This window comes from Streptomyces sp. NPDC054786 (genome assembly GCF_053611685.1).
The window spans coordinates 113,343-134,540 of the sequence record NZ_JBSHAW010000012.1 but is presented as its reverse complement, the minus strand read 5'-3'; the positions used below and the strand labels follow the sequence as shown (position 1 = coordinate 134,540).

Genomic DNA, 21,198 nt, shown 5'->3' with positions numbered 1-21,198 from the left:
CGGTAGACTCCCGGTGTGGCCGAACGCACCGAGAGCAACCAGCCCGCATCCGCCGAGCGGCAGCCCGCCCGCGGCCGTCCGCGGGACGCCGGACGCGACCGGGCGCTGCTGGAGGCCACCGTGGCGGTACTCCAGGAAAGCGGCTACGGCGGACTCACCACCGCGGCGGTCGCCAAGCGGGCCGGGGTGTCCACCGCGACCCTCTACCGCCGCTGGCGCTCCAAGGAGGATCTGGTCGTGGGCACCGCCGTCCGCTGGGCGAGCGATCTGGGCCCCCAGCCGGACACCGGGAGCCTCGAAGGCGACCTCGCCGCCCTGCTCGGGGACAAGGCCCAAACCCTGGAGGGACCCGGCGGCCGGCTGCTGCACGTACTGATCGGCGAGGCCGCGCACAACGAGGCGCTGGCCCGCGTCCTGGACAACGCGATCATCCAGCCGGTCCGCGACCGGGCCGCCGCCGTGGTGCGCCGCGCGGTCGCCCGCGGCGACATCCCACCGCTCCAGGACGCGCATGTGCTGGCCGACCTGGTCGTCGGCTCCATGGTCAGCCGCCTCTTCCTGACCCCCGACGCGGCACACGGGGGCACTGCGGACGGCCCCTCGTCGGGCGAGGCGGCGAGCCGCGAACTCCTGCCGTTCCTGCTGCGCGCCGTGGGGGCACGGACCGCCTGAGCGGGTCTCGACGCCCGGTCGCCGCACGTCTCGTACGCCATTTCGGTGACCGTCCGCGACCATGGAATGTTCCCCGGCGCTCACACGTTGTGGCGGATCATGAAGGCAATCATTGCAAAGAGCTACGGCGGCCCCGAGGTCCTCGAATACACCGACCACCCCGATCCGAAGGTGGGCCCGGACTCCTTCCTGATCCGGGTCAAGGCGGTCGGGGTCAACCCCGTGGACTGGAAGATCGTCGCGGGTTATCTGGACTCGATGATGGATGTGCACTTCCCGCTCATTCCCGGGTGGGATGTGGCGGGCGTGGTCGAGGCGGTGGGCGCGGACGCCACCGAGTACGCGGTCGGTGACGAGGTCATCGGCTATGTGCGCAAGGACGAGGTGCAGCACGGCACTTACGCCGAGCTGGTCGCCGCGCCGGTCCGGACCCTGGCGCGCAAGCCTGCCGCGCTCAGCTGGCAGCAGGCCGCCGGGCTTCCGCTCGCCGGGCTGACGGCCTATCAGTCGCTCAAGCGGGTCGGCACGAAGGCGGGCGAGACGGTGCTGGTGCATGCCGCCGCGGGGGGCGTCGGCTCGCTCGCCGTCCAGATCGCGGTGGCGCAGGGGGCCCGCGTCATCGGCACGGCCAGCGAGCGCAACCACGACTTCCTGCGGTCCCTGGGCGCCGAGCCGGTCACCTATGGTGACGGTCTCGCCGAACGGGTGCGGGCGCTGGCGCCCGAAGGTGTCGACGCGGCCGTGGACTTCGTCGGCGGTGGCGTCGTGGACGTCTCGCAGGAACTGCTCAAGGACCGCGGCCGGGTGGCGTCCGTCGCCGACGCCGAGGTCACGGGCAAGGGCGGCCACATGGTGTGGGTGCGCCCGGACACCGCCGATCTGACCGCGCTCGGCGCACTCGCGGACGCCGGGAAGCTGACCGTGCCGGTCGATGTGATTCTCCCGCTGCCCGAGGCCGCCGAGGCGTTCCGGCGGAGCATGGCCGGGCGGAGCCGCGGCAAGATCGTCCTTGAGGTGGCCTGACCGGGGGCCGGTCCCTCACCGAGGAGCGTGGCGGGGAGGCTCCCTAGGGGGTCTCCCCGTCCTGCTTCCGGTCGACGTACTCGAAGATCGAACCGTCCGGGTGGCGGGCGACCAGATTGCGGCCGATCGGGGTCGACAGCGGACCGGCGACGATGTCCGCGCCGACCGCCGTCAGATCGGCCACCGCATCGTCCACATCCTTGACGGCGATGGTCGCCGTGATCTTCCGCAGCACCGACAACTCAGCTTCAGGGCCGCTCATCAGGAAGAAGCACCCGACGGCCGCGACCGCCACCCCACCGCGCTGGAAGCGGATCGCCTCGGCACCGGTCAGCCGCTCGTAGACACCGATCGCCGTATCGAGATCGCCGACACACACCCGCAACGAGGTCCCCAGAATGTCCATGCGGACAAGCCTAGTTGGGCGGCCTGCCGGTGCGCGATCACTTGGCCATGATCGGACCGCGCTCCGCCGCGCCCGGGACGGCACGACGCCCCGGATGCTGATCCGGGCGCGCACACCGTCGCCGCGTCCGGGCCGCCCGGCGGACGCCGGATGGTGCAGCCCCACCGCGTCCATGGCTCCGGACGTGCGGCGCCCGCCTCCCGGGCGACCGGCGACAGGTGCCCGGTCGTCAGACGCGGCACAGGATCTCGCCGTGCAGGATGCCGAACCAGCCGTCCTCCTCGGCGCCCCACGCCCGCCAGGCCTGAGCGATCCGGTTCAGCTGCTCCGTCGTGGCGTGCCCGCCGTCCACCGCGATCCGCGCGTAGGAGGAGCTGACCGTACGGTCCGCCCACAGCTCGCTCCACCAGGAGCGCTCCTGCGGGGTGCGGTAGCACCAGGTGCCGGTGGTGGCGGTGATCGCGTCCGGGGCGAAACCGGCCTGCCGCGCCCAGGCGTGCAGCCGGCGTCCGGCGTCCGGCTCGCCTCCGTTGGCGCGGGCCACCCGCAGATACAGCCGCAGCCAGTCGGCCATCCCGTCGACCTCCGGGTACCAGGTCATGGCCGAGTAGTCCGAATCCCGGACGGCGACGATCCCGCCGGGCTTGGTGACCCGGCGCATCTCGCGCAGCGCCTGGACGGGATCGCCCACGTGCTGCAGCACCTGATGGGCGTGCACCACACAGAAGGTGTCGTCGGGGTAGTCCAGTGCGTGGACATCCCCGACCGCGAAGCGGACGTTGGTCAGGCCCCGGTCGGTGGCCGTGGCGCGCGCCTGTTCCAGCACCTCGGGTGCGTGCTCCAGGCCGGTGACCTGCCCGTCCGGCACCAGGGCGGCCAGATCGGCGGTGATGGTGCCGGGGCCGCAGCCGACGTCCAGGATCTGCATGTGCGGGCGCAGCGCATCCCGCAGGTACCCGGCCGAGTTGGCGACGGTGCGCCAGGTGTGGGAGCGCAGTACGGACTCGTGGTGACCGTGGGTGTAGACGGCGGATTCCTGTGGCATGACCGACTCCTTCGCATGCTTCACGGCGGTGACCGGGAGCGCGCGGCGGCGTCCCGGTCACCGCTCGGGCGGCGGCACCCACCACGGCGCGGCCGCCCTACGGCGTGGTGATCACACCGTACGCCGCCATCTCGCATCATGAGAGTGGCATCTCATTATTCGGGCAGCAGGCGGTAGACCGTCAGGGCCGCGTTCTTCTTGTCCAGCGCCAACCCGGCCGGAGCGGGGGTCACTTCACCGTCGAAAGCCAGCGTCGTACCCTCCGGGAGGTCGCTGATCAGCAGCCGGGACAAACGCGCCTCGCCGAGCACCGGAGAGCTGCGCGGCGTGCCCAGCAGGGCCGCGGCGAGCAGCCGGGTGCGGGCCAGCCGGCCGCCGTGCACCACCCGCACATCGAGCACCCCGTCCGCCAGGTCGTGCCGGCGCACCGGCGCGAACCCCAGCCCCCGGTACTGGCAGTTGCCGACGAACAGCAGCCACACGGCGCGCCGCTCGCCATTGATCCGTACGGTCAGCGGCTCGGCGGTGCGCAGCACCTCCCACGCCGCGAGCACCCCGGCGGGCCAGGCGCCGATCTTCCCCGCCCAGCGCTCACGGATCCGCACCAGCTCCGGATACGCGCCGATCGAGAAGGTGTTGAGGAAGTGCCGCGCCTCCTGATGCGGCCTGGCCCGGAAGCGCGCCACGTCCACCGCGACGGCCTCGCCGCTCTCCACGGCGCGCGCCGCCGCCGCGTAGGTCTCGATCCCCAGGTCGTACGCGAAGTGGTTCAGGGTGCCGCCGGGCAGCACCGCGAGCGGCAGCCCGTGCCGGAGGGCGACCTCCGCCGCGGCATTGACGGTGCCGTCCCCGCCGAGCACCCCCAGCGCACCGCCGAGTGTCCTGGCCCGCTCCGCGGCATCTTCGAGGGCCTTGTCCAGCGGCTCTCCGTCCGGCCCGCCGCACAGCGTCACCTCGGCCTGCGGCAGCACCCCGCGCACCTCGTCGGCGCGGTCCGGGCGGGGGCCCGTGCGCTGCCCCGAACCCTGGTTCGCCACCACGACCAGACCCCGGCCGCCCGGCAGCGCGGGCGCCTCGGCACGCGGCCTGGCGGGCGGCGCCAGCTGGGCGCGGGTCGGCGCGAAACCGCGGACCGCGAACGCCGCGCCCGCGCCCAGCGCGGCACCCGCCAGCACATCACCCGGATAGTGCACCCCCGTATAGACGCGGGAGAACGCCACTGAGGCGGCGACCGGCGCCAGCGCCAGCCCCCACCACTTGTTCTCGAAGGCCACACCGGTCGCGAAGGCCACCGCCGAGGCCGCGTGCCCGGACGGGAACGAGGAGGTGAGGGGCTGACGGTGCAGCTGCCGTATGACCGGCACGGCGTCCAGCAGCGGTCGCTCGCGCCGCACCGAACGCTTGCCGAGCGTGTTCACCGTCGCCGATGCCACGGCCAGCGAAGCCACCCCGCGCAGCGCGGCCCGGCGCATCGGCCGGCCGCCCAGCGCGGCCGCGCCGGCCGCGAGGCCGAACCACAGCAGCCCGTGGTTGGCGCTACGGGTCAGGCGGGGCAGCACCCGCTGTGCGCCCGGCCATTCGCGCGCGGCAATCTGGTGGAAGGTCCGCCGGTCGAGATGGGTCAGTAGCGATTGCATGCGCCACCTTGTACCCCAGACTGCCCGTAACAGACAGGAACGCGCTGCTCGGGGCCACCGCGCGGCGTCGCGACGGCACCGCCGGGCGGAAATCGGGCTGCGCCGGACCGGCCCTCTGTGGTTCCCTGCCCGGATGATCAGGAGACGGCGCGACACCGACCTCGACGCCTGTGTGGCGCTGTTGGCCGAGGTCCACACCCACAGCGGCTATCCACACCACTGGCCACGCGATCCGGCGCGCTGGCTGACCCCCGACGGACTGACCGCCGCCTGGGTCGCCGAGGCGGACGGCGCGGTCGTCGGCCATGCGGCGCTGTGCGGGGACGAGGTCAGCCGGCTGTGTGTCGCACCCGCCGCACGCGGCAAGGGTCTCGGCGGCCGTCTGCTGCGCGCCGTCGAGGCGGAGGCGGCGGCCCGCGGACTGCGCCCCGTACTGGAGGTGAAGGCCACCGACACCGCGGCCATCGCCCTCTACGAGCGGCTGGGCTGGGCCCGACGCGCCACCGAGCGGCAGGAATGGGGCGCCGGTGAAGTGGTGACGGTGCATCACTACGAGGCCACGGCGGCGCGCCCGGCGCATTGAGCGCCGGTCGCACCGTCCGCTGACGTGTCGCCCGCCGTCGCCACCCGTGCGATCTGCCAAGGTGGACGGGGCCGCCCCTCGGCTGAGGGGCCCACGATCGACCCGCCGTCGTGGAGTGGAGGTACGGATGCAGCGGACCGCCCCGGATCCGCAGCGCGAGCCGGACCCGGATCCGCCGGTGGGCCTGCCGGTCCTCCCGGAACTCGCCGCCCACCTCTCCGCGGCCGCGGACCGCACCGAACCCGAGCCCCCCGGCGGCGGCGCCCCACTGCGCACCGCCGCCTGCGGCTACTGGGAACGCCGCGGCCTGGTCACCACCCCCGACCGGGTGCTCGCCGCCCCCGGCGCGCCGGCCCTGCTCCTCGCCCTGTACGCCGCGACCGACGGGGCGGTGGTGCTGCCGCGGCCCTGCTCCGCGTGGTACGCACCGCCCGCCCGGCTGCTCGGGCGGCCGGTGCACCTCGTGCCCGTACCGGCGGAATCGGGCGGGGTGCCCGACCCGTTCGCGCTGCTGGAGACCGTCCGCCGGGCCCGGATGCACGGCGACAGCCCGCGCGTCCTGGTCCTGTCCGTCGCCGACGATCCGACCGGCACCTGCCCCGCCCCCGAGCAACTGCACGAGGTCTGCGAGGCGGCGGCGGACGAAGGGCTGTGGATCATCAGCGACGAGACGCGCCGCGATCTGCTGCACGATCCGCATGACACCGTGCTGCTCAGCCCCGCCGAGATGCTGCCGGGCGAGGTCGTGGTGCTCACCGACCTGCGGGCCACGCTGGTGCCCGCCGCCTGGCCGGCCGCGCTGGCCCGCTTCCCCGGCACCGACCGCGGAGCCATTTTCCGGGCCGTGGCATTGGACGCGCTCACCGCAATCCCGGTGCCGATCGCCGGGCCGGTCGGCTGCGCCGTCACCCACGCGCTCGGCGAACCCGACGAGGTGCGCGCCCGGACCGCCACCGTCGCCCGGATGTACGGCACGCTCGCCGCGGCGCTCCACCACACCGTCACCGAGGCCGGCGCCGTCTGCCGTCCGCCGCGCTCCGGCAGCCATCTCTACGCCGACCTCGAACCGCTGCGCCGGCCGCTGGCGGCCCGCGGGATCGTGGAATCCCGTGCGCTGGAGCGGAAGTTGGCGCCCTGGGGGGCGCGCGGCGGCCACCGCTTCGGCGATGCGCCGGGCGCCCTGCGGGTACGACTCGGTGCCGAGGCGCTGCTCGGCGCCGACCGGGAGCTGCGGCACCGCGTCCTGACCGCGCCGGATCCGCTGGAACTCCCGCACATCACCGAGGCGTTGACCGCCCTGTCGCGGGCGCTGGCCGGGCTCACGACGTCCGCGGGCGGCTGAGCCCCACGGCTCGGACCCGCCCGCCACCGCCCCCGCACCCGCCCCGGTTCTGTCCACCGTAAGGAGCCCCGCGATGACCGAACAGACCGAGCGCTCCCTCGCCGAGCAGCCCCCCGACTCCGAGCGGCTGCCGCCCGCCGCGCCCGGCGACGGCGCCGGAACCGCCGGGGGAGCGGACCGCGGCCACGGCGCGGCCACCGCGCAGGCCCCCGTCGGCGCGGCCGGGCCCGCCCTCCCGCACACCGCCCCGCCCCCGCTCGCCGCACCCCGCCCCCTGGGCGAAACCCGCACCTGGCCACGGGACTTCACCCACCGGCTGACCGCCCCGCTGCCCGGTGTCCGCGCTCTGGCCCGGATCGCCCGGGAGGGCAAGCTGCGCCCGGCCCCCGATACGCTCCCGGAGATCCAGCAACTCCCCTTCGAACCGGGCCCGATGCCGGCCGCCGGCACCACCACCCTCGCCCTCACCTGGGCCGGACACGCCAGTTGGGTGCTGCGCATCGGAGGCCTGACCGTACTGACCGACCCGGTGTGGTCCCGCAAGATCCTCGGCACCCCCGCGCGGGTCACCCCCGTGGGCGTCCGCTGGGAGGACCTGCCACCGATCGATGCCGTCGTCATCAGTCACAACCACTACGACCACCTCGACGCCCCCACCCTGAAGCGGCTGCCGCGTCACACCCCGCTGCTGCTCCCCGCCGGACTGGCGCCCTGGGCCCGCCGGCGCGGCTTCACCCAGGTCGCCGACCTCGACTGGTGGGACGCGGTCGAACTGCCCGCCCCGGGCGGCCCCGTACGCTTCGACTTCGTCCCCGCCCACCACTGGAGCAAGCGGACCCTGACCGACACCTGCCGTTCGCTGTGGGGCGGCTGGCTGCTCACCGCGCCCGACGGGCGGCGGATCCACTTCGCGGGAGACACCGGCTACGGCCACTGGTTCGAGGAGATCGGCCGCCGCTACCCCGGCATCGACCTGGCGCTGCTGCCCATCGGCGCCTACGACCCGCGCTGGATGCTGCGACCGGTGCACACCGACCCGGAGGAGGCGGTCAAGGCCTGCCAGGACCTCGGTGCCCGCGCGCTGGTCCCGATGCACTGGTCGACGTTTCTGCTCTCCGGCGAGCCGCCCCTGGAGCCGCTGCGCCGGGTCCGCGCGGCCTGGGCCGCCACCGGGCGCCCCCGCGAGGACCTCTGGGATCTGCCCGTCGGAGCCTCGCGCGTGCTGGCCGAGCGCTGAGGACCGCGGCGGTGCGGTGCGGGCGGCCCGCCGGGGACACCCGCTACGACCTGCCCTCGCCCCCGGCCGGTCTGACGCGCCGCCAGACGGCCGGCGCCGCGCTGATCACCACCGTCAGGCCGATCGCCAGGGCCACGCCCTGCCACGGCTCGGCGAACAGCGAGCCGCTCAGCAGCCCGATGAGCTGATACGTCGCCGCCCAGGCCAGACACGCCGGAACATCACCGCGGACGAACTGCCGCAGCGGCATCGACGCGAGCAGACACGCCAGCATGACCGGGATCCGCCCGGCCGGCACCAGCCGGGACAGCACCAGCACCAGGATCCCGTGCTCCCGCAGCTTCCGCTGCGCCTGGGCCAGCCGCTCCGGCCCGGCGCGGGCGCGCAGCCGCGCCAGCCGGCGCGAGCCGCTACGGGAGTGGCTGCCGCGCCGGCCCAGCCAGTACAGCCCCACATCGCCGAGGAACGCGGCGCACGACGCCACCGCGAAGACATTCAGCAGCGTGAACGGCGAGGTCTGGTGGAAGGCGACCACCGCCGCCGAGCTGACCACCGCCCCCGTCGGCACCACCGGCACCAGCGACCCGAGCACCACCAGCACGAACAGCGACGGATAGCCCACCACCTGCTGTGTCGACTCCGGCGGTACGCCCCGCATCAGCTCACCGACCAGTGTCATCACACCACCTTGGGCCGTACCGACTCGCCGTGCCCGAGCCGGTGCACCGCCACCTCCGGTGCCATCAGCGCCATCTGACGCTCGAACTCCTGGCCAGGCGCATGGAATTCATGCGGCCGTACGGCATCCATCCCGATCGGCCAGTACGTGCCGTAGTGCACCGGGACCGCACAGCACGGCGCCAGCCGCGCCGCCGCCTGCGCCGCCCGCCGCGCATCGAGATGGCCGTGCCCCAGGAACGGCCCCCAGCCGCCGACCGGCAGCAGCGCCACCTCGCACGGCCCGACCTCGTCCGCCATCTCCTCGAACAGGCCGGTGTCGCCCGCGAAGTACGTCCGGGCCGCGCCCCGCACGACATAGCCGAGCGCCGGCACCCGGCACGGTCCGTAGGGCAGCCGCCGCCCGTCGTGCGCCGCACGCACCGCGCGTACCGTCACCGCACCGGCCGTGCACTCCTCGCCCGCCCGCAGCTCGGTGACCCGCAGCGCACGGGCCGCGGCCACCCGGCGCAGGCCCCGTACCGCCGCCGTCGCCCCGCGCGGCACCACCAGCCGGGTGCCCGGCGCGAGCCGGGCCAGCGAGGCGGGGTGCAGATGGTCGGCGTGCAGATGCGAGACCAGCACGAGATCGGCCCGCGCGGCCTCCGCCGGCGGCAACGCGCCCCGCCGGCGCCGCAGATGCGCCAGCCGGCGCACAAAGACCGGGTCCGTCAGCACCCGCACCCCGGAGTCCTCGACCGTCACGGTGGCATGCCCCCACCAGGTGACCTCCACCGACACCGGGCACCTCCCGTTCCGACGCGACGTCGTACGTCCCCGCTCTCCTGTGTGCTCCTGTCGATCCTCCACCATCCGGGCCGTAAACCGGGTTGCCGGGGCGGGTGCGGCTGGGCACGGTCGGCCCCGGGACGGCCCGGAGGCCGACAAGAGCGGGACCGCCGACACCGGGCACCCGTCATCCACCACCCTTTGTGACACGCTGGACGGCGGGCCCGCGGCCGGCGCGGACCGGAGCACGAGGTGGGACGGCGTGCGGATGCCGCGATGGAAATTCCTCGGCGGCGCCCTCTTCCGGGTGCTCGCGGTCTGGCTCGTGTCCAGCCTCACCCTGCTCGTCCTCGCCGCCCTGCTGCCCGACTTCCGGCTGCAGTCCGCCGGCGGCGACAGCCTCACCCGCACCGCCGTCACCGCCGCCCTCGGCGCCGGCGCGTTCGGCCTGCTCAGCGCCCTGGTCTGGCCGCTCCTCGTCCGTGCCCTGCTGCTGGTGCCCGCCCTCGTCCTGGGCCTGCTGGTCTTCTTCCTCAACGGCTCCCTGCTGCTGCTCGCCCTCGATCTGATCCCCGAGGGACGCGGACAGGCCGCACCGCAGACCGCGGTGATCGTCGCGGCGGTGATGTCCGCGGCCTCCTCGGCCACCGCCGGCTTCCTGGCGGTGCACAACGACGAGGCCTACCACCGCAGGCTGGTCCGGCTCGCCGGACGCCGCCGCCGGTCCGGCGCCCCCCGGCACCCGGCCACCCCCGGCACGGTCTTCCTCCAGCTCGACGGGCTGGGCCACGACCTGCTGCGCGAGGCCACCGAGGGCGACCGGCCGCTGATGGCCACCGTCGCCCGCTGGCGGAGCGACACTCACCGCCTCACCCCCTGGCGCACCGACTGGTCCAGCCAGACCGGCGCCAGCCAGCTCGCCCTCCTGCACGGCAGCAACGAGGATCTGCCCGCCTTCCGCTGGTACGAGAAGGACACCCGCACGCTCGTCGTCAGCAACCGTCCCACCGGCGCCGCCGAGCTCCAGCGCCGCGCCATCGCGCGTACCGGCGACGGCGGGCTGCTCGCCTACGACGGCGCCAGCCGCGGCAACCTCTTCAGCGGCGGCGCCGACCAGGTCGCCCTGGTGATGTCGGTGGCGGCCCGGCGCGGCAAGTACAACCGCTCCCGCGCCGGTTACTTCGCCTACTTCTCCGACCCGGCCAACGCGACCCGTACCGCCGTCTCCTTCGTCGCCGAGGTCGCCCGCGAGATCGTCCAGTCGCTGCGCACCCGCTTCCGCCGCGAGCTGCCGCGGGTCGCCCGGGGCGGCCTCTACCCCGTCATCCGGGCCTTCGCCACCGTCGTCGAGCGCGATGTGGTGGTCGCCGCCGTCATCGGCGACATGCTCGCCGGCCGCACCGCCGTCTACGCCGACCTGGTCGCGTACGACGAGGTGGCGCACCACTCCGGGCCCGCACACCGCGACGCCCTCCAGGTGCTGCACAGCCTCGACCGGGCCATCGCCCTGTTCGCCAGGGCCGCCCGGCACGCCCCGCGCCCCTACCGCATCGTGCTGCTCTCGGACCACGGCCAGAGCCACGGCCCGACGTTCCTGGAGCGCTACGGGCTGAGCCTCGGCGATCTCGTACGCGCCGGATGCGGGCTGCCGGTGCCCCGCCGCGCCGGCCGGACGCGGAGCGGAGCCGAGGCCAGGGAGGCGGCGCGCGCCGCGCTGCACCGCCCGGAGGAGGAGGGGCGTCGCCCGGAGACGACGGACGGTCCGGGCTCCTCCCACCCCTTCGTGCTGGCCTCCGGAAACCTCGGCCTGGTGTCCTTCCCCGACGTGCCCGGCCGGATCACCCGCGAGGAACTGGACCGCAGACACCCCGCACTGCTCGGCACCCTCGCCAACCACCCCGGCATCGGCTTTCTGCTGGTCCGCTCCGCGGCACACGGCGCCGTGGTGCTCGGTCCGGCCGGCGCCGAGCACCACCTCGACACCGGCCACATCGTCGGCGCCGACCCCCTGGCGCCCTTCGGCGCCGGCGCGGCCGAGGCCGTACGCCGCACCGACCGCTTCCCGCACACCGCCGACCTCATGGTCAACTCCGCCTACGACCCGACGACCGGCGCGGTACACGCCTTCGAGGAGCAGATCGGCTCGCACGGCGGCCTGGGCGGCGCCCAGAGCCACCCCTTCCTCCTCTGGCCCGTCGAGCTGACCCCGCCGGCCCCCGACGACGAGCCGCTGACCGGCGCCGAACAGGTGCACCGGGTGCTGCGCCGCTGGCTGCGGGAGGCGGAGGGCCCGCAGCTGCCTCTGGGGCTCCGAACGGACGAACTCCGGCACAAGGCATCCCCGGCCGAAGGTTTTTCACCACCGGACCCCGCTCCACGGGACAAAATCCGCTGATTTTGGCGGACACCGCCGATCGCCGACCATGTGCATTGCTCGGTAACCCCGGGTGCACAGCGCACGACGAGAGGTCCGCCACGTCATGAACGACCGGCACACCCGCCGCTTCGGACTGGGAACCGCCACCTGCCTGGTGATGGGCAACATCATCGGTGGCGGCATCTTTCTGCTGCCGGCTTCGGTGGCCCCGTTCGGCACCGTCAGCCTGGTGGCCTTCGGCGTACTGACCGTCGGCGCCGTCGCCCTCGCCCTGGTCTTCGGGCGGCTCGCCGAGCGCCACCCGGATACCGGCGGCCCCTACGTCTACGCGCGCGAGGCGTTCGGCGACTTCGCCGGATTCCTCTCCGCCTGGTCGTACTGGACCATGACCTGGGTCAGCAACGCGGCGCTCGCGGTCGCCATCGTCGGCTACGTCCACGTCCTGCTCCCCGGCCACCCCTCCGGCGGTGCCGACCTCGCGATCGCCCTCGTCGCGCTCTGGCTGCCGGCCCTCGCCAACTTCGCCGGCACCCGCTACGTCGGCCTGGTCCAGACGGTCTCCACCGTCCTCAAGTTCATCCCGCTCCTCTTCATCGCCGTCGTCGGCCTGTTCTTCTTCGACCCGGCCAACCTCGGCTCGTTCCACGAGGGCAGCGGCAGCGCGGTCGGCGGGATGTCCGCGGCCGCCGCGATCCTCCTGTACTCCTACGTCGGTGTGGAGTCCGCCGCGATGAGCGCCGGCGAGGTCCGCGACCCGGAGCGGAACGTCGGCCGGGCCACCGTCCTCGGCACCGTCGGCTCGGCCGTGGTCTACCTCCTGGGCACCGTCGCCGTCTTCGGCACCGTCGCGCACGACAAGCTGGTGAAGTCCCAGGCGCCGTTCTCCGACGCGGTGAACGCCATGTTCGGCGGACACTGGGGCGGCACCGTCGTCGCGATCGCCGCCGTCGTCTCGATCATCGGCGCCCTCAACGGCTGGACCCTGATGAGCGCCCAGTCCCCGTACGCGGCCGCCAAGGACGGACTGTTCCCCGCACCGTTCCTGACCAAGCGGCGCGGCGTCCCGACCTTCGGCGTCCTCGCCGCCGGCGTGCTGGCCAGCGCCCTGACGGTGCTCAACTACCTCACCGGCACCGGCGGCGTCTTCGAGATCCTGGTGCTGATCACCACCTTCTCGGCGACCGTCCCCTACCTCCTCGCCGCCGGCGCCCAGGTCTACTTCCTGCTCACCGGCCGCCGCGACAAGGTCCGCCCCGCCCGCTTCGCCCGCGATCTGACCCTCGCCCTGACCGCCTTCGGATTCACCTTCTGGCTCGTCGCCGGCGCCGGCTACGCCGCGATCTACCAGGGCGTGCTCTTCCTGTTCGTCGGCATCCTCGTCTACGCCTTCATGGCGGCCCGGCGTACCACGCGACAGGCGGAGCCGGCGGCCACGGCGACCGTGCCTACGCCCGCGGACCACGAAGCGGTTCCCCCGCTCGCCGCAAGTGCCGCAGCGCCTCCGCGTACGACCTGATCAGCCCCGTCTCGTGGTACGGGACACCGATCTCGGCGCAGTAGGCCCGCACGATCTTCTGCGCACGGCGCAGATGCGGCGTCGGCATGCTCGGGAAGAGGTGGTGCTCGATCTGGTAGTTGAGCCCGCCGAGAAGGAAGTCGGTCATCACTCCGCCCCGGACATTGCGCGAGGTCAGTACCTGACGGCGCAGAAAGTCCGGCCGCGCGTCGCCCGTCAGCGTCGGCATCCCCTTGTGGTTGGGCGCAAAGGTGCACCCCAAGTAGACGCCGAAGACGGCCTGGTGGATGAGGAGAAAGGCCAGCGCCTTACCGGGTGACAGCACCAGGAACAGCGCGGCGAGATACAGCACGATGTGCGCCAGCAACAGCGCCGCCTCGCTTCCCCAGTGCTTCATGGTGGGCGACCGCAGCGCCCGGATGCTCGACACCCGGAGGTTGAACCCTTCCAGCGTCAGCAACGGGAAGAACAACTGCGCCTGATACCGGCCGATGAAGCGGGGCAGCCCCGTGGCGGCCCGCGCCTGGCCCTGCGACCACACCAGGATGTCCGGCGCGACATCCGGATCCAGCTCCTCATGGTTGGGGTGGGCGTGATGCCGGGTGTGCTTGTCCATCCACCAGCCGTACGACATCCCCACCCCGAGATTGCCGAACAGCCGCCCACCGACCCCACTCGGCCGCCGCCGACGGAACACCTGCCGATGCGCCACATCATGGGTGACCAGCGCGACCTGCCCGTACACAAACGCCAGGAACACCGCTACGGCCGGCTGCCACCAACTGTCGCCCAGCGCGAAGAACACCGCCCAGCCCCCGGCGAACGCCGCACTCACGGCAGACAGTCGCACCACGTAGTACCCGGGCCGGCGCTTCAACAGCCCGGCCGCCACGATGCGCCGCGACAACCGCGCAAAGTCGCTGCCGGAGGCCGCCGCCGGACCGGCGGGCCCGGAAGAGATGTCAAGACTCGTCGTCATACCCCGAGTCTTCTGCCGCGGCCCACTGCCCGACAGCCGGTTCACCCCCGGGCCGGGCGGGGGGTTACCGCTACCTGGGGGTGGTGCCTGCCCCCTGGTGCTCAGCGACGGCCGCGATGGCCGGCGCACGGGGACCTACGCTCGGAGGGCTCCCGAGCGCCGGCGCGCGGTCGACGGGAATCGGCAGTTGGCCGCTCGACGTGGGTCGGCAGTTGTGGGTGAACGTGAGTCGGTAGTCGTGGGTGGAAGTGAGTGGCTATGTGTCGGTCGACGTGACGCGGTGCTTGTCGGACCTCATGTGCGGGAGGACGAGTTCCCTGGTGCACGGACGGGGGCGGATCATTCGGCCGGCTTCTGACCGGCTTCTCCGGCGCCACCTCCCTCTGCTCCCTCCGTCCCGGCCTCACCCGGCTGGCCGGGTGCGCCACCGTGCTGGCTGAAGACGGGCAGCGCCCGCACCAGGTCCGGGGGAAGGGCAAGGCCTTCCTCGGTGGACGGGTCGACCGCCAGCCACAGGTCGTCCGCCGGCCAGTTCGCGGCCAGGTCGACGACAGGGATGCGGAGCGCCGCGTCGAGATCTCCGCCGGCCGCCAGCAGCGCATCCTCGGTCGTGAAGACGGGAACGTAGCGATTGCCGTCCTGTTCGATCACCGGCAGCGAGATGGCACCCTCGGGACGCTCTTCCTCGCCCTCGGCCGGCGGTGCCTGCGGCAACAGGGCCACGCTGGTCGCGAGCTCGATCAGAGCGGCCTGGGTGTTCGCCTCCTCCGCTGCGGACTGCGTGCCGTTGGTGGAAGGTTCCTCGGTCGGGGGTGAATTTTCGTCGGGGGTCGAGGTGCTCATGGCTTGTCCTCTCGTCGGCGTTGCTCACCGCATTTCGCCGCCGGATGCCGCCCAGCGACATGGGGACGGGGCAAGCGTGGCAATACCTCCCAGGCTATGCCGCCCCACGTTCTGTGCACGTTCTGCGCAAGGTCCTCGATCAACGGGGCCGGCCTTGTCTCCGCAAGGACCGGGAAGCCCTGCGGCGGCACGGGGACCGACGGGGACCGACGTGGGCAGAGACGGGGATCGACGGCGCAGCCCGACAGGACGGTGAGTAGCAGGGGCCGACGGGGAGTGATCGAGGCTGTCAGGGGAGTGACCGAGGCTGTCAGGGGAGGGACGGAGGCCGTCAGGGGAGTGAGGGGGAGAGGAAGGGACCGCGTCAAGGACGACGTGGAGAGACAGGGACCGCGTCAGGCACCGCCGGACGCTGCCCGCCCCGGCGACGTCTCGTGCGCGTACCGAGGCGGAGGGTGGAGTCGTGCCGTACGGCGCGTCGTGAACCCGGGCATACCGCCGTAGGGCGGACGATCGGGGGGACGTCATCCGTACACAGGAGGGATTCACCGTGGCCACTACACGTAACGCTCACACCGAGTGGGAAGGCGAACTGTTCAAGGGCTTCGGGGAGGTCACGCTCGACTCCTCGGGAGTCGGACACTTCCCCGTGACCTGGGCCTCTCGCGCCGAGGACCCCAACGGGAAGACCAGCCCCGAGGAGCTGATCGCCGCCGCCCACTCCAGCTGCTTCTCGATGGCCCTGGCAAACACTCTCACCGAGGCCGGAAACCCCCCGGCCCTGCTCACGACGAAAGCCGCGGTCACCTTCCAGCCGGGCACCGGCATCACCGGAATCCACCTCACCGTGGAGGGCCAGGTGCCAGGCATCGATGAATCCGCCTTCAAGTCCGCGGCCGAGGACGCCAAGGTCAACTGCCCGGTGAGCCAGGCCCTCGCAGGCACCACGATCTCCCTCACCGCCGTCCTCTCCTGACCCCACGAACCTGACACCACGCCCCCTCTCCACTTCGGCATGAGGGGGCTTTGGTGTGCCGCGTTCCCTTCATGCAGCCCGTGGAACAGCAGTTGCGCAGGTGCGGGCGCGTAGTCATACGCAACGTGGTCCGTCCAGGCGGCGGATCGCCCGAGGAGGCCCAGGCGGCCGAGCGGTGTGGAGGCTGGACATCCCCTTCGGCCGTCCGCCATCGATGGCGGCCTCCATGGCCCGGGGACGGCCCACGGCTCGGGCCGTGGCGTCGTCGTGCTGACGCAAGGCTGGGAGCGCCCCGGTCGACGGCGTACCCGCACCCCGGGACGGCGCGCCCCGGCCGGCCCCGGGCCAACCACCCCCGGGGGGGTCATGTGGGGGGTGGGGGGGGTGCCGGCGTCCCTCCTGGGCGGGGCCGCCCCGGTGCAGCCCCCACCCGCCCCGGTCCCGGCCGTCGACCGGGCGGCGCCGGCTCAGACCAGCGCGTGCGGGTACTGCTCGGCGCGGTTCTGGAAGGCCAGGACCGCGGGGTTCTGGACGGTGCCGCCGCGGATCTCGATCGCCCGGCGGATCGTGCCGTCAGCGTCCCAGCCGGACGGTCCTTCGAGGACCGGCCGCAGGAACGGGATCAGCGCCTCGCTGTTCTCCCAGGTGGCCGCGTCCCACAGGTAGGAGGGGCTGTGGTCCACGCCGTAGTAGTGAACGTGGTCGCCGACGGTGAACATCGGGTCATTGAAGGTGGTCGGCCGGGCCCAGTCGAAGCCCATGCCCTCGTCGCAGGAGACGTCGATAACGAGGGTGCCGGGCGCGAGCTTCGGGAGGTCCTCCTTTATCAGGAACATCAGCGGCGCCGCGGTGTCCTGGAGCACGCAGTTGACGATGATGTCGTGCCGGGCCAGGAACTCGGCCAGCGGTTCCGGGCCGTCCTCGGTGAGCGCGATGCTGCGCCGCGGGGCGAGGGTGTCGTCGGCCACGTCATGGTGGAAGTGCACGATCCGCGCCGAGTGGATCGGTGAGCTCACGGCGGTGACGCCGCGGGCAGTCAGCACGTCCACTTCGTGAACCCCCAGCGCGCTGAGTGCGGTGACCGCGCCGCGGGCGGTGGCGCCGAAGCCGATCACCACCGCACGCCGCCGGCGCCCGTAGTCACCGGTCGCACCGGTCAGCTGCATGGCGTGCAGCACCGACGAGTAGCCGGCCAGCTCGTTGTTCTTGTGGAAGACGTGCAGGTTGAACGAACCTTCCCTGGTCCAGTGGTTCATCGCCTCGAAGGCGATCACGGTGAGCCTGCGGTCGATGGCGGCCTGCGTGACCTTCTCGTCCTGCACGCAGTGCGGCCACCCCCACAGCACCTGCCCGTCCCGCAGCTCCGCCAGATCCTGGTGCAGCGGTTTGGCCAGCAGGATGACGTCACACTCCGCGATCAGCTCCTGGCGTGGGCGGAATCCGGCGACAAACGGTGCGAGCTGGCTGTCCGGGACACCGAAGTGCTCTCCGTAACCGGTCTGCAGATAGATGCTGGGCTGGAGGTCGGCGTCGATGCGTTCGAAGTGCGCCGGGTGGATCGGCAGACGGTGCTCGTTCTCTTTGCGGGTCTGCGACATGATTCCGAGCTTGAGCTGCTGCAATGTACCCCTTTGATTACTCCCTGTTTAACACACCCCCGGAGAGCGGGGATCCGAGCCGGCAGCGCTCTTCCGGGCCGGGCGCCCTGATCGGCACCCAACCCCGGCGGCTTCAGGCAGGTGCCGGCCAGGCGGTGAGAGATGGCCGATCGAGGCCCGCGCTCCGTACGCGCCCCCTCAACGCCTGCTCGCTGGAGCCCCGTAGCGGGGCGGCGCGCGGTCAGCGACAATCTGATGCTGCGTCACAGCGCGCGGGCTTGCCGGCCCGTTGCCAGACGGGCCCGCAGGGTCGTTCAGGGCCTGCGGCCGTGGAAGGTGCGGCGCAGGTCGCTCACCCAGGCGTCGGGGTTCTCCCAGGGGATGAAGTGGCCGCCGCGGTCGTGGGCGTTGACGTTGACGTGGTGGAACCAATCGGCCTGCGGGCCGGTCTTGAACGCCCGGACGCGCTCTTCGGCGGTGTGGATGCCGGGCGGGTTCTCGTACGTGACGAAGGTGAGGCCGACCGGGGCCTGTACGACCGGGGTGCGGTCGTGGGCGGGGGCCCAGGGGTAGCGGTTGGCGTTGGCGTAGTAACGCATCGACGTGGCGATGGAGTTGTTCACCCAGTAGATCGTGGCGTGGGTGAGCAGGTCGTCCTTGGTGAAGACGGACTCGACGTCGCCGCGGTTGTCGCTCCAGGCGTTCCAGCGCTCCAGCAGCCAGGCGAGCAGTCCGGCGGGGGAGTCGCTCAGCCCGTGGGCCAGGGTGGCGCCGTCGAGCATGTGCACGGCGAGGTGGGACGCCGAGCGGTGCTCCAGCTCGATGATGCGGGCGCGGACGTCGGCGGGCTGGTCGTCGGTGAGGGGCCGATTCCGGGCGAGGTCCCAGGCGCGGGAGCCGGTGAAGAAGTCGAGCGGCAGCCCGGAGCCGATGTGGATGCCGTACAGCTCGTCGGCGTACTTGTGGCCGAGCTGGCTGGAGACGATCCCGCCGATGTCGCAGCCCCCGGCGGCGTACTTCTCGTATCCCAGGGTCTCGGTCATCAGGGTGTGCCAGAGGTCGGAGACCTTCCAGAAGTTGACGTCCGGAAAGCCGGTGAGGGGGCCGGGGAAGCCGAAGCCGGGCAGGGACGGCACGATGACGTCGAACGCGTCGGCGGGGTCACCGCCGAACGCGGCCGGGTCGGCGAGCGGGTCGATCACCTTCGACCAGTGCCAGAACGTCCACGGCCAGCCGTGGGTGAGGATCAACGGGATCGGGCGGGGGCCGTGGCCGGGCTTGCGCATGAAGTGCACCGGGACACCGTCGACGCTCACCTGGTAGTGCTCGTAGGCGTTGATGGCGGCCTCGGCCTTGCGCCAGTCGTAGCCGTCCCGCCAGTAGGCGACCAGCTCACGGAGATAGCTGTCCGGGACGCCGTAGGACCAGTCCCCATTCCCCTCGTCCAGCGGCGGACGGGTCAGTGTGAGCCGGGCGCGCAGGTCATCGAGCACCTCGTCGGACACCTGGATCGGGGTGGGCTCCAGGGGGAAGGCGTGCGGGGTGGTCATGGCGTGGTTCCTTACTGGGTGGGGGGGATCGGTGCCGTCGGTCTGTTGGGTGGTTGGGCGGCGAGCCGGGCCATTTCAAGGACGACATGCTGTCCATGGCCCTCCACCTCCGCAACCAGGAGAGGAGTCTGCGCGACATCGCCAAGCGCCCCGTCATCACCACGGGCGCGAAAAGGGCCGGCATCCCTCGCCCGCCACCGTCATGCGGAACGGTCAACGCCGGGAGTGGGCTCGCTGGTCAATGTCAGGTAGCGGGGGTCGGCGGGGTCGCCAACTTCCAAGAGGGCGAACAGATCTACGTCGTGCCGTGCGAAGCGGTGAAGGTACTGAAGGAACCACTCCAGTTCCTCACCAGAAGGGCGCCCGACGTTGCCCGACGATGACAACTGTCGGCAGCTCAACAACAGGTCACCGTGGCGAACGAAGAGATCTGGCGCGAGAGCTTGCGGAGTTTCGAGTGAGCACCCGGAGCCATGGGCGGGCGCCCGCTACCGGGCCATCTTCTGCAGAGCGGCGGCCGTTTCCGGATCGGCAGGCAGGAAGGTCTCCACGGCCAGTTCGGAGACGGTCACATCCATCGGGGTGTTGAAGGTGGCGATGGCCGAGAGGAAGGACAGCACGGTGCCGTGGTGTTCGATCATCATGGGCAGGGCGAAGGGGGCGTGTTCGCCGACGGATGCCGTCTCGCGGCCGCCCGGTGGGAGGGGGTAGGCGCTCACCTCGTCGTACAGGGCGCGCAGGGGGGAGGAGCGCATCAGGGCCAACTGGCGCTCCATCTGGGCCAGGAGGTGGGCGCGCCATTCCCGGTAGTTGCGGATGCGGGGGGCCAGTCCTTCGGGATGCATGGTGAGGCGCATGGAGTTCAGCGGGGGCTGGAGGAGGGCGGGATCGATGCCTTCCAGGAGCACGGTGATGCCGCGGTTCGCCGCCTGTACGTGGTAGGTCCCGTCGACCACCAGGGCGGGGAAGGGTTCGTAGCCGGTCAGGAGACGTTCCATGCCGGAGCGCAGGGCAGCCATCGACGGATCGTCCAGGGGCGTCTCCGGGAAGGTCGGGGCGTAGCCCGCCGCGAGCAGCAGGGCGTTGCGTTCCCGTACGGGGACGTCGAGGTGTTCGGCGAGGCGGAGCACCATCTCCTGGCTGGGGCGGGAGCGGCCGGTCTCGATGAAGCTGATATGGCGGGCGGAGGAGTCGGCGCGCAGCGCCAGTTCCAGTTGGCTGATGCGGCGCCGGTCGCGCCATTCGCGCAGCAACGCGCCCACGCCCGTGGTCGTCTCCGGCGAGGACGCCGCAGCAGTTGTCATGGGAGGGACGGTAGTCGAGGGCCGGTGCGGCGGGCGTTACGGGCGGGGCGTGTGCCGTGGGTGCGCGAAATGGCCGTCGGCGTGCCACGCTGGACTTGTCGCGGCCGTCGCGGCAAAGGGGCGGCGGCCGGTACATCCATGCGTACGGGAACCGGCTCATCGGCAGCCGGCACACGGCGAGAGGCAAGCGCCATGAATGCTCAGCTGGAACCGCTCAGCTTCAAGGAGATCGAGGACCGTCTCGCGGAGCTGCCCGGCTGGTCCGTCGAGGGCGGGATGCTGTGCCGCGGCTACGCCTTCCACGGGCACTTTCCGGCCGCCGCCATGGTGATCCATATTGCGCAGATCCAGGAGGAGTTGGGTCATCACGCCGATCTGACGCTGGGGTACAACCGTCTCGCCGTCTCGGTGAACACGCACAGCATCGGCGGCCGGATCACCCATCTCGACTTCGGCCTCGCCCACCGGATCGAGGAGATCGCCCCGGTGCACGGGGCCCGCTGACCCGGGGACACCGTTGCGGAGCGCGGCTGGACCCCCACGGGGTCCCGGCCGCCGGGGGGGGGGGGGGGGGGCCCCCCCCCCCCCGGCCCCCCGCCCCCCCCCCCCCCCCCCCCCCCCCCCCCCCCCCCCCCCGCGCGCGCACAGGTACTGGGGGCGGGCG

19 protein-coding genes are annotated in these 21,198 nt (G+C 72.6%); 9 read left to right on the top strand and 10 right to left on the bottom strand.

All coding sequences use genetic code 11. The features are described from left to right. Positions 1-15 precede the first annotated feature (15 nt). Both ACWGI6_RS12880 and ACWGI6_RS12875 read left to right on the top strand, forming a co-directional pair. Positions 16-672, top strand: coding sequence for a TetR/AcrR family transcriptional regulator (locus ACWGI6_RS12880; protein WP_393910556.1), 657 nt, complete (start codon positions 16-18; stop codon positions 670-672). 99 nt (positions 673-771) lie between these two features. Next, entirely contained in the window at positions 772-1,695 is a 924-nt protein-coding gene (locus ACWGI6_RS12875) for an NADP-dependent oxidoreductase (RefSeq protein ID WP_453267519.1), read from the top strand. Between the two features lie 43 nt (positions 1,696-1,738). On the opposite strand, the gene ACWGI6_RS12870 is transcribed toward ACWGI6_RS12875, so the two are convergent. From ACWGI6_RS12870 to ACWGI6_RS12860, 3 genes are all read right to left on the bottom strand, one after another. Continuing rightward, on the bottom strand, positions 1,739-2,101 hold the full coding sequence (locus tag ACWGI6_RS12870; protein ID WP_393910554.1) for a VOC family protein: 363 nt from the start codon (positions 2,099-2,101) through the stop codon (positions 1,739-1,741). A 229-nt stretch (positions 2,102-2,330) separates the two neighbouring features. Beyond that, complete coding sequence (locus tag ACWGI6_RS12865) at positions 2,331-3,146, bottom strand: class I SAM-dependent methyltransferase (RefSeq protein WP_453267518.1); 816 nt, start codon at positions 3,144-3,146, stop codon at positions 2,331-2,333. Positions 3,147-3,301: 155 nt separating this feature from the next. After that, positions 3,302-4,783 (bottom strand): phosphatase PAP2 family protein, encoded by a 1,482-nt coding sequence (locus tag ACWGI6_RS12860; RefSeq protein ID WP_453267517.1) that lies wholly within the window; start codon positions 4,781-4,783, stop codon positions 3,302-3,304. A 133-nt stretch (positions 4,784-4,916) separates the two neighbouring features. Here ACWGI6_RS12860 and ACWGI6_RS12855 point away from each other — a divergent pair, with 133 nt between their 5' ends. The 3 genes from ACWGI6_RS12855 to ACWGI6_RS12845 all read left to right on the top strand — a co-directional run bounded on the left by ACWGI6_RS12855 (position 4,917) and on the right by ACWGI6_RS12845 (position 7,945). Then, positions 4,917-5,366 carry a GNAT family N-acetyltransferase gene (locus ACWGI6_RS12855; protein WP_453267516.1) on the top strand — a complete coding sequence of 150 codons (450 nt, stop codon included), beginning with the start codon at positions 4,917-4,919 and terminating at the stop codon, positions 5,364-5,366. Between the two features lie 127 nt (positions 5,367-5,493). After that, positions 5,494-6,708 carry an aminotransferase class I/II-fold pyridoxal phosphate-dependent enzyme gene (locus ACWGI6_RS12850; protein WP_453267515.1) on the top strand — a complete coding sequence of 405 codons (1,215 nt, stop codon included), beginning with the start codon at positions 5,494-5,496 and terminating at the stop codon, positions 6,706-6,708. Between the two features lie 73 nt (positions 6,709-6,781). Continuing rightward, positions 6,782-7,945 (top strand): MBL fold metallo-hydrolase, encoded by a 1,164-nt coding sequence (locus ACWGI6_RS12845; RefSeq protein WP_453267514.1) that lies wholly within the window; start codon positions 6,782-6,784, stop codon positions 7,943-7,945. A gap of 43 nt (positions 7,946-7,988) precedes the next feature. Here ACWGI6_RS12845 and ACWGI6_RS12840 read toward each other — a convergent pair whose 3' ends face one another. Together ACWGI6_RS12840 and ACWGI6_RS12835 are read right to left on the bottom strand one after the other, a co-directional pair. Next, the gene (locus ACWGI6_RS12840) at positions 7,989-8,624 is read right to left on the bottom strand and encodes a DedA family protein (RefSeq protein WP_453267513.1); all 636 of its coding nucleotides are present in this window, start codon (positions 8,622-8,624) and stop codon (positions 7,989-7,991) included. Next, complete coding sequence (locus ACWGI6_RS12835; protein WP_453267512.1) at positions 8,624-9,403, bottom strand: MBL fold metallo-hydrolase; 780 nt, start codon at positions 9,401-9,403, stop codon at positions 8,624-8,626. Before ACWGI6_RS12835 ends, ACWGI6_RS12840 begins: the two co-directional genes overlap by 1 nt. Before the next feature lie 256 nt (positions 9,404-9,659). Between ACWGI6_RS12835 and ACWGI6_RS12830 the strand changes: the two genes are divergently transcribed. Together ACWGI6_RS12830 and ACWGI6_RS12825 are read left to right on the top strand one after the other, a co-directional pair. Beyond that, entirely contained in the window at positions 9,660-11,786 is a 2,127-nt protein-coding gene (locus ACWGI6_RS12830; protein WP_453267553.1) for a phage holin family protein, read from the top strand. An 85-nt stretch (positions 11,787-11,871) separates the two neighbouring features. Beyond that, positions 11,872-13,284: an amino acid permease gene (locus tag ACWGI6_RS12825; RefSeq protein WP_453267511.1), complete on the top strand. Its 1,413-nt coding sequence runs from the start codon at positions 11,872-11,874 to the stop codon at positions 13,282-13,284. On the opposite strand, the gene ACWGI6_RS12820 is transcribed toward ACWGI6_RS12825, so the two are convergent. Both ACWGI6_RS12820 and ACWGI6_RS12815 read right to left on the bottom strand, forming a co-directional pair. Then, entirely contained in the window at positions 13,214-14,263 is a 1,050-nt protein-coding gene (locus tag ACWGI6_RS12820) for a fatty acid desaturase family protein (RefSeq protein WP_453267510.1), read from the bottom strand. The genes ACWGI6_RS12825 and ACWGI6_RS12820 overlap by 71 nt on opposite strands. Before the next feature lie 339 nt (positions 14,264-14,602). Next, entirely contained in the window at positions 14,603-15,106 is a 504-nt protein-coding gene (locus ACWGI6_RS12815; RefSeq protein ID WP_453267509.1) for an SseB family protein, read from the bottom strand. A gap of 550 nt (positions 15,107-15,656) precedes the next feature. Here ACWGI6_RS12815 and ACWGI6_RS12810 point away from each other — a divergent pair. Next, entirely contained in the window at positions 15,657-16,082 is a 426-nt protein-coding gene (locus tag ACWGI6_RS12810; protein ID WP_453267508.1) for an OsmC family peroxiredoxin, read from the top strand. 467 nt (positions 16,083-16,549) lie between these two features. Here ACWGI6_RS12810 and ACWGI6_RS12805 read toward each other — a convergent pair whose 3' ends face one another. The 3 genes from ACWGI6_RS12805 to ACWGI6_RS12795 all read right to left on the bottom strand — a co-directional run bounded on the left by ACWGI6_RS12805 (position 16,550) and on the right by ACWGI6_RS12795 (position 20,534). Continuing rightward, positions 16,550-17,704 (bottom strand): N(5)-(carboxyethyl)ornithine synthase, encoded by a 1,155-nt coding sequence (locus ACWGI6_RS12805; protein WP_453267507.1) that lies wholly within the window; start codon positions 17,702-17,704, stop codon positions 16,550-16,552. A 290-nt stretch (positions 17,705-17,994) separates the two neighbouring features. Then, complete coding sequence (locus ACWGI6_RS12800) at positions 17,995-19,230, bottom strand: epoxide hydrolase family protein (protein ID WP_453267506.1); 1,236 nt, start codon at positions 19,228-19,230, stop codon at positions 17,995-17,997. Positions 19,231-19,718: 488 nt separating this feature from the next. Beyond that, the gene (locus tag ACWGI6_RS12795; RefSeq protein WP_453267505.1) at positions 19,719-20,534 is read right to left on the bottom strand and encodes a helix-turn-helix domain-containing protein; all 816 of its coding nucleotides are present in this window, start codon (positions 20,532-20,534) and stop codon (positions 19,719-19,721) included. Between the two features lie 192 nt (positions 20,535-20,726). Between ACWGI6_RS12795 and ACWGI6_RS12790 the strand changes: the two genes are divergently transcribed. Beyond that, positions 20,727-21,038 carry a 4a-hydroxytetrahydrobiopterin dehydratase gene (locus tag ACWGI6_RS12790; protein WP_393910539.1) on the top strand — a complete coding sequence of 104 codons (312 nt, stop codon included), beginning with the start codon at positions 20,727-20,729 and terminating at the stop codon, positions 21,036-21,038. Positions 21,039-21,198 lie beyond the last annotated feature (160 nt).

Bases quoted from the DNA above. Each gene is read 5' to 3' on its own strand.
- ACWGI6_RS12875 (WP_453267519.1), top strand. From the start codon at position 772: ATGAAGGCAATCATTGCAAAGAGCTACGGCGGCCCCGAGGTCCTCGAA.
- ACWGI6_RS12870 (WP_393910554.1), bottom strand. From the start codon at position 2,101: ATGGACATTCTGGGGACCTCGTTGCGGGTGTGTGTCGGCGATCTCGAT.
- ACWGI6_RS12865 (WP_453267518.1), bottom strand. From the start codon at position 3,146: ATGCCACAGGAATCCGCCGTCTACACCCACGGTCACCACGAGTCCGTA.
- ACWGI6_RS12860 (WP_453267517.1), bottom strand. From the start codon at position 4,783: ATGCAATCGCTACTGACCCATCTCGACCGGCGGACCTTCCACCAGATT.
- ACWGI6_RS12855 (WP_453267516.1), top strand. From the start codon at position 4,917: ATGATCAGGAGACGGCGCGACACCGACCTCGACGCCTGTGTGGCGCTG.
- ACWGI6_RS12850 (WP_453267515.1), top strand. From the start codon at position 5,494: ATGCAGCGGACCGCCCCGGATCCGCAGCGCGAGCCGGACCCGGATCCG.
- ACWGI6_RS12845 (WP_453267514.1), top strand. From the start codon at position 6,782: ATGACCGAACAGACCGAGCGCTCCCTCGCCGAGCAGCCCCCCGACTCC.
- ACWGI6_RS12840 (WP_453267513.1), bottom strand. From the start codon at position 8,624: ATGACACTGGTCGGTGAGCTGATGCGGGGCGTACCGCCGGAGTCGACA.
- ACWGI6_RS12830 (WP_453267553.1), top strand. From the start codon at position 9,660: ATGCCGCGATGGAAATTCCTCGGCGGCGCCCTCTTCCGGGTGCTCGCG.
- ACWGI6_RS12825 (WP_453267511.1), top strand. From the start codon at position 11,872: ATGAACGACCGGCACACCCGCCGCTTCGGACTGGGAACCGCCACCTGC.
- ACWGI6_RS12820 (WP_453267510.1), bottom strand. From the start codon at position 14,263: ATGACGACGAGTCTTGACATCTCTTCCGGGCCCGCCGGTCCGGCGGCG.
- ACWGI6_RS12815 (WP_453267509.1), bottom strand. From the start codon at position 15,106: ATGAGCACCTCGACCCCCGACGAAAATTCACCCCCGACCGAGGAACCT.
- ACWGI6_RS12800 (WP_453267506.1), bottom strand. From the start codon at position 19,230: ATGACCACCCCGCACGCCTTCCCCCTGGAGCCCACCCCGATCCAGGTG.
- ACWGI6_RS12795 (WP_453267505.1), bottom strand. From the start codon at position 20,534: ATGACAACTGCTGCGGCGTCCTCGCCGGAGACGACCACGGGCGTGGGC.
- ACWGI6_RS12790 (WP_393910539.1), top strand. From the start codon at position 20,727: ATGAATGCTCAGCTGGAACCGCTCAGCTTCAAGGAGATCGAGGACCGT.